This is a genomic window from Prochlorococcus marinus XMU1419 (assembly GCF_017695955.1).
Taxonomy (GTDB): domain Bacteria; phylum Cyanobacteriota; class Cyanobacteriia; order PCC-6307; family Cyanobiaceae; genus Prochlorococcus_A; species Prochlorococcus_A marinus_AD.
The window spans coordinates 397,849-413,108 of sequence record NZ_JAAORO010000002.1; the positions used below are offsets into that span (position 1 = coordinate 397,849).

The 15,260-nt window shown below is 28.1% G+C and carries 13 protein-coding genes; 5 read left to right on the plus strand and 8 right to left on the minus strand.

Annotation, left to right across the window (positions count from 1 at the left end):
- The first annotated feature begins 1 nt into the window (after position 1).
- From HA151_RS05870 to HA151_RS05885, 4 genes are read left to right on the plus strand one after another with little or no spacing between them, the layout of a single operon-like run.
- A complete protein-coding gene (locus HA151_RS05870; RefSeq protein ID WP_209106551.1) occupies positions 2–820 on the plus strand; it encodes an isoprenyl transferase in 819 nt (272 codons plus the stop codon).
- Positions 813–1,820 carry a biotin synthase BioB gene (gene bioB / locus HA151_RS05875; RefSeq protein WP_209106552.1) on the plus strand — a complete coding sequence of 336 codons (1,008 nt, stop codon included), beginning with the start codon at positions 813–815 and terminating at the stop codon, positions 1,818–1,820. The genes HA151_RS05870 and bioB overlap by 8 nt, the downstream gene beginning before the upstream one ends.
- Positions 1,817–2,749: a rhodanese-related sulfurtransferase gene (locus HA151_RS05880; protein ID WP_209106553.1), complete on the plus strand. Its 933-nt coding sequence runs from the start codon at positions 1,817–1,819 to the stop codon at positions 2,747–2,749. Before bioB ends, HA151_RS05880 begins: the two co-directional genes overlap by 4 nt.
- Before the next feature lie 11 nt (positions 2,750–2,760).
- Positions 2,761–3,261, plus strand: coding sequence for a hypothetical protein (locus tag HA151_RS05885; protein ID WP_209106554.1), 501 nt, complete (start codon positions 2,761–2,763; stop codon positions 3,259–3,261).
- On the opposite strand, the gene lipA is transcribed toward HA151_RS05885, so the two are convergent.
- Positions 3,258–4,157: a lipoyl synthase gene (lipA, locus tag HA151_RS05890; RefSeq protein WP_209106555.1), complete on the minus strand. Its 900-nt coding sequence runs from the start codon at positions 4,155–4,157 to the stop codon at positions 3,258–3,260. The two genes, HA151_RS05885 and lipA, sit on opposite strands and share 4 nt — an antisense overlap.
- A 3-nt stretch (positions 4,158–4,160) precedes the next feature.
- Positions 4,161–4,760, minus strand: a complete 600-nt coding sequence (gene recR, locus HA151_RS05895) for a recombination mediator RecR (RefSeq protein WP_025938485.1) — start codon at positions 4,758–4,760, stop codon at positions 4,161–4,163.
- Between the two features lie 103 nt (positions 4,761–4,863).
- On the opposite strand from recR, the gene psbP reads away from it, so the two are divergent.
- Positions 4,864–5,421: a photosystem II reaction center PsbP gene (gene psbP, locus HA151_RS05900; protein ID WP_209106556.1), complete on the plus strand. Its 558-nt coding sequence runs from the start codon at positions 4,864–4,866 to the stop codon at positions 5,419–5,421.
- A 15-nt stretch (positions 5,422–5,436) separates the two neighbouring features.
- Here the strand turns inward: psbP and HA151_RS05905 are convergent, their stop codons facing one another.
- The 6 genes from HA151_RS05905 to HA151_RS05930 form a co-directional block, all read right to left on the minus strand.
- Positions 5,437–7,209 carry an ABC transporter ATP-binding protein gene (locus HA151_RS05905; RefSeq protein WP_209106557.1) on the minus strand — a complete coding sequence of 591 codons (1,773 nt, stop codon included), beginning with the start codon at positions 7,207–7,209 and terminating at the stop codon, positions 5,437–5,439.
- A gap of 10 nt (positions 7,210–7,219) precedes the next feature.
- On the minus strand, positions 7,220–7,438 hold the full coding sequence (locus HA151_RS05910; protein ID WP_245151604.1) for a hypothetical protein: 219 nt from the start codon (positions 7,436–7,438) through the stop codon (positions 7,220–7,222).
- An 84-nt stretch (positions 7,439–7,522) separates the two neighbouring features.
- Positions 7,523–9,301: a DEAD/DEAH box helicase gene (locus tag HA151_RS05915; RefSeq protein WP_209106559.1), complete on the minus strand. Its 1,779-nt coding sequence runs from the start codon at positions 9,299–9,301 to the stop codon at positions 7,523–7,525.
- A gap of 138 nt (positions 9,302–9,439) precedes the next feature.
- A complete protein-coding gene (locus HA151_RS05920; RefSeq protein ID WP_209106560.1) occupies positions 9,440–11,143 on the minus strand; it encodes an ATP-dependent DNA helicase in 1,704 nt (567 codons plus the stop codon).
- Position 11,144: 1 nt separating this feature from the next.
- A complete protein-coding gene (locus HA151_RS05925) occupies positions 11,145–14,771 on the minus strand; it encodes a UvrD-helicase domain-containing protein (protein ID WP_209106561.1) in 3,627 nt (1,208 codons plus the stop codon).
- Between the two features lie 12 nt (positions 14,772–14,783).
- Positions 14,784–15,257, minus strand: a complete 474-nt coding sequence (locus tag HA151_RS05930) for a methyltransferase family protein (protein ID WP_209106562.1) — start codon at positions 15,255–15,257, stop codon at positions 14,784–14,786.
- Positions 15,258–15,260 lie beyond the last annotated feature (3 nt).

Sequence of the window (15,260 nt, forward strand, 5' to 3'; positions counted from 1 at the left end):
AATGAGTTTGGGAAAAATAATTGACAAGAAAAATAAGAACTTAGGCAAGCTCATAAATAAGCAGAAAGTGCCAGAACATGTAGCAATAATTATGGATGGGAACGGGAGATGGGCCACTAAAAAAGGGTTACCTCGATCATTTGGTCACAATAAGGGAGTTAGTGTATTAAAAGATATAATTAAAGCATCGAAGAAATTAGGTTGCAAAGTTCTTACTGTTTACGCTTTTTCAACTGAAAATTGGTCAAGACCAAAAAAAGAGGTTGATTTCCTAATGAATCTTTTTAACGAAGTTTTGAAAAATGAAATCGAAGAAATTCATCAAGAATCAATAAAAATAAAATTCATAGGAGACTTAACTCCTTTCCCAGAGAGTTTAAAAACGACCCTAAATAGCTCAGAAGATCTTACTAAAGGTAATAGTGATTTCACATTAAATGTATGCGTAAATTATGGAGGGAGGCAAGAAATTGTAAAAGTTGCTAAAAAATTAGCACTTAAATCCATTTCTGGAGAAATAAAGCCAAGTGAAGTAAACGAAGAATTATTCAATTCAGAACTTCTTACTCAGGGAATTAAAGATCCTGAATTATTGATTAGAACTAGTGGAGAAAAAAGGATTAGTAATTTTCTTTTATGGCAATTAGCTTATTCTGAAATTTACATCTCTGAAGTGCTATGGCCTGATTTTAATGAGGACGAATTTCTTAAAGCAATAATTGATTACCAATCAAGACATAGACGTTTCGGCGGTATAGAATCATTACCAAACAAATCTTTTGAAGATTCTTTCTGTTCTCCCCTAAATAAATATGATTAAATCGCATAGCAATATATCCGGCGAAATAAGATTTGATTGGCGAAAAGAAGAAATTTCGGAAATTTTAAATATGCCCTTGATAGATTTAATGTGGGAATCACAGGTAATTCATAGAAAATTTAATACATATAGAGTACAGTTGGCATCACTATATAGTGTTAAAACCGGAGGATGCCAAGAAGATTGTTCATATTGCAGCCAATCAATATATAGTGCTAGCCAGATCAAAAGTCATCCAGAATTTGAAGTTAAAGAAGTTTTAGAGAGAGCTCAAATTGCAAAGAAGGAAGGTGCAGAAAGATTCTGCATGGGTTGGGCTTGGAGAGAAATCAGAGACGGAAAATCATTTAATTCAATGTTGGAAATGGTCAAAGGGGTAAGGGACCTAGGAATGGAAGCATGCGTAACTGCAGGAATGCTTACTGAAGAACAAGCATCTAGATTAGCTAAAGCTGGTTTAACCGCTTATAATCACAACCTTGATACAAGTCCGGAATATTACGAAAATATCATTACAACAAGAACTTATCAGGATAGGCTAGACACTATCAAAAGAGTAAGGAATGCAGGAATAAATGTTTGCTGTGGAGGGATAATAGGCTTGGGAGAAACTAAAGGCGATAGAGCATCTCTTTTGGAAGTGCTATCAAACATGAACCCACACCCTGAAAGTGTTCCTATAAATTCATTAGTAGCTATTGAAGGTACTGGGCTAGAAGATAATCAAGAAATTGATTCTATTGAAATGATAAGGATGATAGCTACAGCAAGAATTCTTATGCCCAAAAGTAAAATAAGATTAAGTGCAGGGCGAGAAAAGCTTTCAAAAGAAGCCCAAATTTTATGTTTTCAATGCGGGGCAAATTCAATTTTTTATGGAGATGAGTTACTAACAACTTCAAATCCATCTTTTCAATCAGACAGAAAGCTTCTTAAAGATGTTGGAGTATCATTTAACAAAGATTTTGAAACTTGTGAAAAAACTTTATCTTCTTTATGAAAGGAAAAAATTATAAAATAGTTTCTCTTTACTCTTTCTTCCCATTTCAAGAAAACTTAATTCTTGATTTAAAAAATAAATTATTAAAAATCGAAAACGAAAACGATCTTTCAGGTTTATTAATTTTTGCAAGTGAGGGCATTAATGGAACTATTTGTGCTGAAAAAAATGTAATTGATATTGTTATCAATTTACTTAATAAATATTCAGATAATAGAAATTTGAACATTAAAATGAACTTCTCAAAAAAGAAAGTCTTCAAAAAATTAAAAATAAAAATCAAGAAAGAAATAGTTACTATGGGTGTCCCTGAAATAGACCCTTTAGAAAATAATGGGACCTATGTTGACTCCGCTGATTGGAATAAGTTAATTAAAAATCAAAATACAATAGTCATTGATACTAGAAATCATTATGAGGTATCCATAGGTACATTTCAGAACTCTATAAACCCAAATACAAAAAATTTTAGCGAATTTCCCAAATGGGTAGATAATCATCTAGATACCTATATAGAAAATAAAGATTCTACGAATATAGCAATGTTTTGTACCGGAGGAATAAGATGTGAAAAAGCTACTAGTTTGCTGAAAAAAAAAGGTTATAAAAATATTTACCACCTACATGGGGGTATCCTTCAATACCTTGATGATATTCCAAAAGAAAAAAACTTATTTGAAGGTGAATGTTATGTTTTTGATAAAAGAGTTGCTTTAGATCAAGAATTAGAAAAAGGATCCTACTCGATTTGTCATGCATGTGGAATGCCAGTTTCAATTCAAGATCAAGAAAGAAAAGAATATAGAAAGGGTATCCAATGTCATTTCTGCATAGATCAATTCAGTGATGATGATAGAAAAAGGTTTGAAGAAAGACAAAAACAAATCGATAGCTTAACGGTAAAAAATCATAGAATCCATAAGGACTAATTTTCAAAATCATGAAAGTTGAAGAATTAGAAAAAATAGCAGGTACATTTGGATTATTAATTAAAATTCAAGTTAGAGAAACTTTCGGGTTATGTTTCTTCAGAATCGTTATTGCAGAACAGAAAGATAACATCATTAAGATTTGGGCAGAAATGAAAGGTTGGACTTATTCAAATAAACAAGGGATACAGCTTGATACATTAAGAATCCTTAGTAAAGCTCCTGCTTTTGTTTCGGAATTAGTATGGGCAACAACTATGGCTTGGGCAATTGAAAAAAAATCAAGCAACAAAGCAAGACTTTTAGCTATTTATGATAGTGAAGGATATAGTAAAAAACTTGTAAGATATTTCAAGTTAATAGGATTCAAAATTGTAAAAGAAGTTGGTTCTAGCCCAGTAGATCTTTTATTAAGATTGGTTTGGGGAGGTGCAGGCACTCTCATGAAAGGGGAATGTAATTCCATATTAAAAAAACTTGAAAAGAAACTCTCTTCAATTGAAGAAAGTTAACCCGCATGATAACTACTTCGAACTAAGGGACCAGAAGATACTTTCTTGAATCCTAATTCCTTAGAGAAGCGATATAAATATTCAAACTCTGAAGGATCCCAATATTTCTTAACTGCCAAATGATTAAATGAGGGCCTTAAATATTGGCCAATTGTAATTTGATCACAATCTATTTTTTTAAGATCATAAATTGTATTTTTTATTTCATCCAATGTTTCCCCTAGACCCAACATAATGCCTGATTTAGTTTGAATGTGAGGAGCAATATCTTTTGACTTTTTTAGTAAACTAAGAGATTTTTTATAATTAGCACCTCTCCTAACTTCTTTTTGCAGCCTTTCAACAGTTTCAAGATTATGATTAAAGCATATTGGATCTTTTTCTAAAATCATCTTCAATCTCTTAGTCTGAAGTTTATTAGTTTCATCAAAATTTTTGCCCCCACCCCATAAATCAGGAGTTAAAACCTCTATTTTAATTGTTGAATCAATTTTTCTAATCTCATCTATTGTAGATATAAATAAATTTGCACCATGATCAGGGAGATCGTCTCTAGCTACAGATGTCAAAACAACATATTTCAAATTTAGTACCTTCACTGCTTCAGCGACTTTATTACATTCATCAATATCGATAGAACTAGGTTTACCTTTATTTACCTGACAAAAAGCACAAGAACGAGAACATATCGATCCACCCAGTAAGAAAGTGGCTGTTCCTGAGGCATAACATTCTGCTCTATTCGGACATCTCGCTTCTTCACAAATAGTATGGATATTTGATTTTTTGATTAGTGTTTGTATTTTTTCGAACTCTGAAGCTTTACTAATAGGAAATTTAATCCAAGAGGGAAGTCTTAAGATTTTTTCTTTATTGATTAGATTATTGTCTATCATTGCCTAATTTAGTTTTGTTCTTCCTTCTAACGCTCTTGCAAGTGTAACTTCATCCACATATTCAAGTTCACTACCCATTGGGAGGCCATATGCAATCCTCGTAACTTTAGTAAAAGGGGCTAGCAATTTTCCAATATAAAGACTTGTTGTATCTCCCTCCACACTGGGGGTCAATGCCAATATGATCTCATCTATTTCAGACTTACTAACTCTTTCCACCAAGCTTCTTATTTCTAAGAGTTCGGGTCCAACAGAATCCATTGGTGATATTAAACCACCAATAACGTGGTAAACACCTTTAAATTCTCTGGCGCGCTCCAATGCAAGCAAATCTTTAGTTTCTGCCACTACGCAGATTAGTTTTTGATTTCTTTCAGTATTTTTACAAATTTCACATTCATCTTCTGAAGTTAAATTGAAACATTTTTTGCAACGACCAACATTACTATGTGCTTCTAAAAGAGCCTTTGAAAAATCTCTTATTGTACTTTCAGGTTGTTTTAAAATAAACAGGGCTAATCGTTGCGCTGTTCTTGGACCAATCCCTGGGAATTTCTCAAAATGACCAATTAATTTTGAAAGCGGTTTGGTATAAGTAATCAAAATCAAACTATTTCTAGGAATAATTTAGACGCAAAATTCTGAATTGCCATAATTGTTTGCTTTTAATGTCTTATTATGTTTTTAGTTAGTAATTTCAAACAAAATGAAAAATATTAGATTTAACCCTTTCAAATATTTATTTTTGATTTTTTTGTGTTTAACACTGAGTGCTTGTAGTGGAGGACTAAATGCGGGATTAGAAGCTTATCAAAGTCCAGATGGAAGATATGCCTTTTTGTATCCAACAGGATGGACTAGAGTAAAAGTCGATGGAGGACCTGAAATTATTTACCACGATCTAATAAATAGTAATGAGACTTTAAGTTTAGTTATTTCTGATGTAAATAAAGAGGTTCAATTAGAGCAATTAGGAAGCCCAAGTGAAGTAGGTCAAACATTAATTGATAAAGTCATTGCTCCCGAAGGTTCAGGTAGAGAGGTAAAACTTATAAATGCCAATAAAAGGGAGTCATCTAATCATATTTTCTATGATTTAGAGTATGAATTAAATTTAAATGAACAAGCGAGGCACGAATTAGCTACTGTCGTAATTGATAGAGGAACACTTTACACTTTTGCTGTAGGGACAAATGAAGAGAGATGGAATAAAGTTGACGGTATGTTTATTAATGTAATTCAATCATTTAACTTTTTAATTTAGTTTAGAAATTCTATATTAGATTCCTACTTGAACATTCCATAAATCAGCATATATATTGTTCTGATCTAATAGTCTTTCATGTTTTCCGCTTTCAACTATTTTACCTTTATCTATAACAACAATATTATCTGCATTTTTTATAGTACTTAATCTATGAGCTATTACTATAGTTGTTCTTTCTTTGGTAATTTTAGATAATGATTTTTGAATTAAAGCCTCTGTTTCATTATCAACTGAGGCTGTAGCTTCATCTAATATTAATATTGGTGCATCCTTTAAAACAGCTCTCGCTAAGGCGATTCTTTGACGTTGTCCGCCTGAGAGCCTTTGGCCCCTTTCCCCCACTATGGTTTTATAACCGTCTGGTAATTGTTCAATAAATTTATGAGCTTCCGCAATCTTTGAGGCTTTAATAATATCTTTTAGACTTGGGTTAATTGAGCCATAAGCAATATTTTCTTGTACACTGCCATGAAATAAATAAGTTTCTTGACTTACTAAAGAAATACACTTTCTTAAATCCCTCAAATTTATTTCTTTAATAGAAATGCCATCCAAGGTTATTGAACCATTATTACTGTCATAAATCCTAAGTAGTAATTTTATTATTGTACTTTTCCCGGAACCTGTTAAACCAACAATTCCTAATGTTGAGTTATTTTCAATTTTAAAATTTATGTTTTTTAAAGTTAAATCTCTTCCAGGATAATTAAAATTTACATCATTAAAAATAATTTCTCCTTTAATATCTTTAGGTTCAATTTTTATTTTTCCATCTTTTATTTTTATAGGCGTATCTATGAGATCAATTACTCTATCTATTGAAGCCATAGATCTCTGAAAATCATCTAAAACATGCCCCAAAGTAGTTAAAGGCCATAATAGTCTTTGTGTAATAAAAACTAAAAAACTATATGTTCCTACATCAATTGTCTTATTCCAAGTTTGGAAACCGCCAATTAATAGAATCGCTATAAAAGCAAATAAAATTGCAAATCTTATAAGAGGGATAAAAGCAGAAGATAATTTTATTGCAGCCTTATTACTTCTTTGATAATTGAGACTTTCTTTATTTAATCTATTTAGTTCCCATTTTTCTTTAGTAAAACTTTTTATTGTTAGAATTCCACTTAAATTATTATTAAGTCTTGATGCCAAAAGTCCAGCTTTATTTCTAACATCTCTATATTTTGGAGCAAGCTTCCTTTGAAATTTAATTGATCCTAAAAATATAATTGGGATAGGAAAGAAAGCGAATAAAGCTATTTTTGGAGCGACAAAAATCATAGTGCCCCCAATTATTAAGACAGTTATAAATAACTGAATAATCTGATTAGCCCCTTGATCTAGAAATCTCTCGAGTTGATTTATATCATCATTCAAAATAGATAATAACCTTCCAGTATTATCATTTTCAAAAAAATCCATATCTAATTCCTGGATATGCTCATAAGCTTTTATTCTTAATTTATGTTGCGATAGCTGAGCCAAATTTCTCCATAAAATCGAATATAAATATTCAAAGGAGGATTCACCAGACCAAACTATTACTGAAGCAAATGCAAGAACAATCAATTGTGCTGGAACTTCTTTTATCCCAAAACCAGCAATCCATGAATTCTGTTCCCTTACAACGATATCAACTGCGAGACCAATTATTACAGGAGGAGCTAAATCTAATATTTTATTAATTATGGAACTAAGAAAAGCAAAAAATAGTAACCTTCTTTCTTCAATAAGATTTAAATAAAGTCTAATTATTGGATTTTGATTGTTTTTAGACCTCATAAAATAACAATTAAATTTTTTTATTATGGTTTAAATTTTTTTTAGTTTCTAATTTACATTTTGTTTTTGCAACTTGATGACTTGCAGTTTTTGTAAATTCTTCGTAGTAACAATCACAAGTCTCATTCGCAATTTCTTCACTATATAACATTTCTGCTTTCATCATCTCCTCTTTGACACTCTGAATACAAAATAATTTTATGATTGAATTTTGTTTCGTTTGAGCCAAAGAATAACTATTAAGAGAGTTGAGTAGGATTATTAGATGCACTAAAATAAAGAGTTTATATTTACTAACTTTCATTCTCTATTCCTAGTTTCTGACTTTAATTTTTTTTAATTTATTTTTAGTTTCTCTATGCAGATCTCTGGGTAAATCTACCAAACTGTAATCATTAAAAATCTGTATCTTACCTATTGATCTGCCATTTATATTAGTTGAATTGCAGATTGAAGATATAATATTTGCAACTCTAACACCATCAAATTTACCAAAGTTAAATTTGTAGGTTTCAAAAGAATCATTTTGATAATTATTTCTTCTATTTGAATTTCTCATACGATTATTAATATTTCTATTTGATCTATTTCGATCAGTATTATTTTGTTTATGAATCCAAGAATCATCTTCATCAACAAAAAATGATTTATTACCTATTACTAAATTAATCGCCGCCATTGCAATATTTGAGTCATCCATAGAGTATTTTTCTTTTAAATTGTCTAGTACATCAATAATCAAAGCTTTATTTTCTTCATTTTCATATTTATCTAAAGAACTCCCATTAACATTATCTATAAGTTTCTCCATCCTTTTCTCATTTATTATTTTATTACTTGGTATATTAATTTCTTCAATCTTAGTTCTTGTTGAGTTTTCTAAGTTTCTTAGAAAATGTTTTTCTCTTTGATTAACAAATAAAATTGCTTCTCCTGATCTACCTGCCCTTCCAGTTCTTCCAATTCTATGAGTATATGTTTCCTTGTCAAAAGGAAAATCGTAATTTACAACAAGTTTTATCCTCTCAACATCTAATCCTCTAGCTGCCACATCAGTTGCAACAAGGATATTAATAAATCCTTTTTTTAATCTATCTACAGTATTTTCTCTTTGATTTTGAGGTATATCTCCATTAAGTACTGCCACAGTATGACCTGAATTCTCTAAAGCTTCAGCTATTGAAGTAGTAAGTAGTTTTGTCCTCACAAAAATAATCACTCCCTCGTTATTAAGTTCTAATATTCTTTTTAAAGCATCTAACTTATGATGCCTTTGTACATAAAGAAATTTTTGCGAAATTAATTGAGTTTCTTTTTTGACACTTTTGATTAATATTTCGGCGGGATCATTTAGATATTTTTTTGCTATATTTTTTATCTCGCTAGGCATTGTTGCTGAAAACAATACCATCTGCTTATTTTCCGGAAGTTGATCTATTATCCATTCAATATCTTCAAGAAAACCCATATTTAACATTTCATCTGCTTCATCTAAAACAAGACAATTTATATATTTAATTTTAAAAGTCCCCTGCCTTATATGATCCATTATTCGGCCTGGGGTTCCAACTACAACATCAACCTTTCTTTTCAATGCAGAAATTTGATTTCGATAGTCGGTACCTCCATATATTGCAACCGTCTTAAAATTACTAGATTCAGAACTATAACTTTTAAAAGATTCTGCCACTTGAGTTGCTAATTCTCTTGTAGGAGTCATTACTAAAACTTTGGCATTTAATTCTTTACTATCTGTAAGTTTTTCTATTAATGGCAATGCGAAAGCTGCAGTCTTTCCTGTTCCTGTTTGTGCTTGGCCTAGTAAATCTCTGCCTAACATTAGTTCAGGAATTGCAGCTTTTTGGATGGGAGTTGGATTTTTATATCCTTTATTTCTTAACGAATTTAAGATTGATTGATTAAAACCAAAATCTAGAAATCCATTCTCATTATCATTTTTTGAAACTTCCAATGGTTCAGATTCAATTTCTTTTTTATTCTCTATGTTCCTTAACTGAAGCAGGGAAGCATCTTCATTCTGAGATTTTTCCTGCTCACTACCATGAGATTTACTATCTTTTTTTAAAGCCATTTAAAATGCCTAATAATCTTCTGATTAGGCATTCAACAAATATCTAAATTGACTTAAATTGTTGACTAGCCTTACAGAGCCGAATTATTAATCTAACATCCTGGGGTTAAGATCTTACTAATTTCTCAAAAATAAAATTTAATTTAAATAATATATATCTAGAAATTTTTTCGCTCTTGTAACAGCAGTATAAAATAACCTTCTTTCAAAATTATCTCTGCAAAAAATATTTTCATTATCTTTTTTTTCTTTTATAGCATATTGATTTGTTTTATACTTTTGAGACCACAAAATGCTTACTTTTTCAGATTCACTTCCTTGAGATTTATGAATAGTAATAGCAATTGCTGGCACAACATTTTCTAAATTAGATGGATCAACTAATGTGACAATTTCTTCATTATTATCATTAAATTTTCTAAAAAGATATTTTCTTTTATTTTTTAAACCTATAATTACTCCGATATCCCCATTTGACAATCCAAGTTCATTATTATTTTTTGTACACATTATTGGAACACCCTCGTTAAGAGTTTTAAGGTCATAGGGTTTTTTTTGACCAAAAACAATTTCATTCAAATATTCAACACTCCATATTCCGGAATTTTTTTCGCATAAAATCAAGTGGCTTTGTAAATCCAGAAATATCTTATCTACTAAATCTTTTTCATTAAGCAATAAATTATCAATACGCTCATCAAATATATATTGTTTTTTACTTAAATTTGAAGTTGAAAGATTTAACTGTTTTAGATGACTTGTAATCGAAAAAAATAGATCTTTTGGAATATCTTTTTCTCTACTTTTTGCAATATTAATTTCATTTGAATTATTATCTTTTTCTAATTCTTTTATCTTTTGATTAAGTAAAGAAGAATCATTATTAAATATTAAATTACTAATTAATGCTATATCTCCACTATTTCTAAAAGTTTTTTCTAAATTTACTACACAATATTTAATTGAACTATTATCACCATATTCAAACAAATAATTCCAAATAGAACAGTTATTTACTGGAGACAATTGATTTTTATCTCCAACTAAAATAATTTTACAGTCCTTTGCTAGTAAATTCAAAACTGATTCAATTAAATCGATATTAACCATTGACATTTCATCAATTATGAAAATATCAAGCTCTTTTAGTTTGAATTTCAACTTAAGTGATTTATTTTGAGAATTTAAAATCCATCTATGTAAAGTTTGAAATTCTATTTGGTCTAGAAATTTGCCAAGGGTAATATTTTTTTTATCATTAAGAGCTTCTTTTAGACGAGATGTAGCTTTACCCGTTGGAGCAGACAAACCAATATTTAAAAAGTTATCAATTCTAAGCAGTTCTACTATTAACTTTATTATTAAAGTGGTTTTACCCGTACCTGGTCCTCCTTGAAGGAAAACTAAGTTTGAATATTTAAATATATTTTTAATTTGATCAATTTTATTATCATCTTTATAAATTATCGAGTTGATTAAATTCTTAGTATCAATTTTTTTTAGAAATAAATTAATAACTCTTTCTATCTTTTTTGACCATTTTGATAAGGATAATTTTCTATTCACTAATACGAATGGAGAATTAAGGAAACCTATCAAACCTATATTTTTTAGAACATCAATATGTTTATTTGGCCAGCCATCTTCTAATAATTCAAAGATTATTAAACTATTATCTAAATCAATAATAGTTTCACCATTTTTTTCAAACTCTAATAAAATTTTTATTGCATCTTTTACGAAATTTCCATATTTTTTTTCATTGAATTTGAAGATACCTAAGATTAAATTAAATATATGATCATATTGGAAATTTTCAATATCAGTAGTAGTTTTAGTCATTCTAAAAAAGATTATCTAAATAATTTATTCTGTTTAGAGGTGCTTTGCCGATAAAAATACCTGGAGATATATCTTTCGAATTAGATTTTTCAAATAATTCAAAATCTGGCAATCCCTTTAAAAATAGATAAATATATCCTCCTAGATGTTTGTGTGGTTGATAATTTTTAAGTCGCCACTTTAATAATCTATGCAATGCTAATAAATAAAGATGTGATTGCAATGGATAATGATGTTTAATCATTTCATTTCTCATATTTTCATAGTTATAGTTTCTTGGTAAACAATCACCATTATTACTACCAGAAATAAAATTACTTTTCCAATCAATTACCCACCATTTACTATCTTCTAATCTATTCCCTACTGGGAAAACACAATCAATACATCCTGAATGAAAGCCTTTATTCATAATTTGAAGATCATTTATTTTGTTTGCATATTCTTCACCAAATTCATATTCCTGATCTAAAAAAAAGCATTTTGAAATATCATTCGAATTAATATTTCTACCTTCATAAGAAAGAGTTAAATCATATTTAAGCTCCTTAATAAAGTATTCATTTGGAATATCAACTAGTTTCTTATTCTGTAATTCACTACCTAAGGATATATTTATAATTCTTAAAATCGCATCTTTTACTTTAAAAGCCAAAGAAGTATCAATTTGATGAAAGTTCAATTCCTCAATAATTAAATCAATTAATTCTTGATTATTATCGTTTCTAAATTCAAATCTTTCTATTATTTTGTGAAGGCAAGTCCCAGCAATAGTTCCTTTTGGGAATTCACTTAATGGATTTGGATAGGAAAAATAATTAGGATAATTCTTTGATTTCCTAACTTTAGAATCTTTGATAATTGATATATTATCTTCATAATCCTTATATTGATTAATGACTGCATCAATATTTTTATCTTTACGTATCCAAGAAGAATAACTTGCATAAGAAATAAATTGATCAGAATTCAATTTACTAGATATTTTTTTATTAACATTGTCGATTTTCCATAGATTATTATTCAATCGGTTGGTTTGGAACTTAGCAAAAATTTCTTTTATTTTCTCTTTTTCTAAACTGACTTCAAAAGTTGACTTATAAATATTTATATTTTCTAAATTATCAAGTAAATCAATATTTAAAATATTATTTGTATCTTCTAAATCATTAAAAACAATAAGTTTATATTTGCTCCTTGTAAGTGCTACATAAATTAACCTCTCGCTCTCTTTAAATAAATCTTCTTCTTCTAGTAATTTAAATTTTTCAACCTTCGAGTAATTATTAGAAATATTAATATATATGTTTCTATCAATATTTGATTTCCAAAGAGGTCCTTTAATTTTATTTGATTTATTTGAAATATTTGAGAGATATGGACATAGGACCATTTCAAATTCGAGGCCCTTGCTACTATGAATTGTAGAAAGATTTATTCCATTTTGAAGATTATAATCTTTAGTCAAAAAATCTTCTCCAGTACAAGTTCTTAAAATATTATCTAACTGATTTTTATACCAGTTGAAGACTTTATTGAGATTAAAATCATTATTAATTAATTCTATTTCAACAATTTCTGATAGTTGAAATAAATTTGAATTTAAATCTAAATCGTTAATAATTGAGGATGAATTATAATTTATAAGGAGTTCATTAACAATGTTTAAAAAACCTTTTTCTCTTATTTCCTGAGACCAAGTAATGCATTTATTAATTAAAATTTCTAAATTACTACTAATTCCATCGTCAAGTAATTCTTTTAATTCTATTTCTATAAACTTTGAAGTAGCAAGCAAAGTTATATTTTTAAAAAACCTCGGATTTAATAAACATTCAATGAATAAAAATATTAGAGAACTTGCTTCTGTATCAAAAATATTTTGTTTATTTTGAATTTTGCATGGGAGGTTAAACTGATTTAATTTTTTTTTAAAATCTAAGCATTGCGAATTATTTAAAGTAAGAATTGCAATTTTATTGATATCAATTTCTTTATTATTTAAAATGAAGTTTACAATGTAATCAGTTACAAGATCCTCTATATCAGTTTCCTTTTTTGAAAATTCTACAATTTCAAATACATCCTTAAATTCAAATTCAGATTTAATATTTTTATTAATTCTAGAGGTTAATTTCCTATAGTTTAGTTTTGATTTTTTAAGTCCATTAATATAAAGTTTATTAAGAACATCGATTAATTTTTTTGAGGATCTATAGTTATCTGTAAGACTAAAAACTTCGATTGCATTAGATCTTGCATCTAAGTAAGTTTCAATATCTCCACCTCTAAATTTGTAGATCGCTTGTTTTGGATCACCTACACAAAGTAAAAAATGATTTTTTGTACTAAAGAACTTTTTTATTAAATTCCATTGAGTAACATCTGTATCTTGAAACTCGTCTACTAAGACACATTTAAATCTTTTTTGAATTTTAGATAGAGTAGTACTATTACTAATTTCTGAATCTAGAAAAGTATTTTCTACAGTCTTTATAAGATCATTGAAGTTAAATATAGAAAAACTTTTCTTTAATTCAATTAATTTTATATAAGATAATTGAGTAAATATTCTTACAAATTCGGTATAGAAACCTTCTTTTATTTTATAAATTTTATCTTGTAATAAATTAAATTTAGTAAAATCTAATTTTAGATTATGTTTATTAATTTCTTTAGATATATTTTCATTGTAAAAATAGTTAGATAAAAGATCATCTTTAGAAATTTCATATATAAAATCAATCACATTTTTAGAATTAAGCCTTTTGTTAATCTCCTCAATCCAACCAAGTATTTGATTATACTTATCATTTCTTGGTTTTGCTGCATATATTTGACTTTTTCCACCACTGTCCTTAATTAATTTTCCCAACTCTATGAGTTGTAAAAATAATTCCTTACCTTTCTTATTCCATTCAACACAAAACTCGTTCCAATTTAAATAAAAAAATTCACTAAAATAATTATTTAAATCAATAATCTTATATTTATTATTTATTTGAAATTTACAGATATTTTCTTGATCTATATTTTTTAAAATTTCTACAAAAAATGATTTATTGATCCTACTTCCAAATCTAGAACTGATTTTTTTTTTATTGACTGCTGCAATAAGCTCATGATTAAGATTCAGAAAAACATCAATCCACAAGTTATCTATTACATCTTTATACAAATTATCTATATTATTCTCAATGTATGGATCTTGAGTTAAACCTATTTCAATACTATATTCGTCAATAATATTATTACAAAAAGAATGGAATGTAATTACTTCTAACTTGTAAATTTCATTAATAAAATTATCAATTTCGGATATAATTTTTTTCTTAGATTTTTCCTTCTCCTTAAATTTTAGATACCAATCCTTAAGTGTATTATCTATCTTACTTGCATTATGATTTTGCAAATATAATTTAAAATCCTTAAATCTCAAAAGTATTTTATCTCGTAATTCAGAACACGTATTTTTTGTAAAACTTAATAAGAGTATCTCATCTGGTTTAATTTTTTTCTCCAAAACATTTCTTAAAACAAGGTGAGCCAGAGTGAAACTTTTGCCAGTTCCTGCACTTGCTTCTACTAATTTAAATTTGTTATCTAAATTAATTTTATTAATATCCATATCTTTAAAGAACTAATATTTGACCTCATTTTTATAAAGTAAGTAATTCCTAAATTTTTTATTTAAATATTGCTCTTCTAAAGCAATCTTAAATTTAATTATTAAACCCAGACTTATTGATAAAAATAAATAATAAATAGATAGCTTGGTTATAAAAACGCCAAAGGAAATAAATATTAAAGAATAGTACATAGGATGACGCGTAAATCGATAAATACCTTTAGTTACAAGATTGCTATTGTTTATAGGTCTTGGGAAAGGGGATAAATTTCTACCTAAGTCTTTGATTGCAACTAAAAGTATTATGAAAGCAATTATGATGATTAAAAACCCCACTAAATAAGATAAAGTACTTACTTGAATTAATTGTTTTTGTGGAATAAATTCCCATTGAAAAAAATGGAGACTAATAATAAAGAACTGTAAAAAAACAAGGATTATTTCATAAGCATCCTTTAAAAAAATTTTTAACTGAAATTTAGTCATTAT

What these genes read in the sequence shown, in the direction of transcription:
- HA151_RS05870 (WP_209106551.1), top strand. Translation starts at nt 2, where the DNA reads ATGAGTTTGGGAAAAATAATTGACAAGAAAAATAAGAACTTAGGCAAG.
- bioB (WP_209106552.1), top strand. Translation starts at nt 813, where the DNA reads ATGATTAAATCGCATAGCAATATATCCGGCGAAATAAGATTTGATTGG.
- HA151_RS05880 (WP_209106553.1), top strand. Translation starts at nt 1,817, where the DNA reads ATGAAAGGAAAAAATTATAAAATAGTTTCTCTTTACTCTTTCTTCCCA.
- HA151_RS05885 (WP_209106554.1), top strand. Translation starts at nt 2,761, where the DNA reads ATGAAAGTTGAAGAATTAGAAAAAATAGCAGGTACATTTGGATTATTA.
- lipA (WP_209106555.1), bottom strand. Translation starts at nt 4,157, where the DNA reads ATGATAGACAATAATCTAATCAATAAAGAAAAAATCTTAAGACTTCCC.
- psbP (WP_209106556.1), top strand. Translation starts at nt 4,864, where the DNA reads ATGAAAAATATTAGATTTAACCCTTTCAAATATTTATTTTTGATTTTT.
- HA151_RS05905 (WP_209106557.1), bottom strand. Translation starts at nt 7,209, where the DNA reads ATGAGGTCTAAAAACAATCAAAATCCAATAATTAGACTTTATTTAAAT.
- HA151_RS05915 (WP_209106559.1), bottom strand. Translation starts at nt 9,301, where the DNA reads ATGGCTTTAAAAAAAGATAGTAAATCTCATGGTAGTGAGCAGGAAAAA.
- HA151_RS05920 (WP_209106560.1), bottom strand. Translation starts at nt 11,143, where the DNA reads ATGACTAAAACTACTACTGATATTGAAAATTTCCAATATGATCATATA.
- HA151_RS05925 (WP_209106561.1), bottom strand. Translation starts at nt 14,771, where the DNA reads ATGGATATTAATAAAATTAATTTAGATAACAAATTTAAATTAGTAGAA.
- HA151_RS05930 (WP_209106562.1), bottom strand. Translation starts at nt 15,257, where the DNA reads ATGACTAAATTTCAGTTAAAAATTTTTTTAAAGGATGCTTATGAAATA.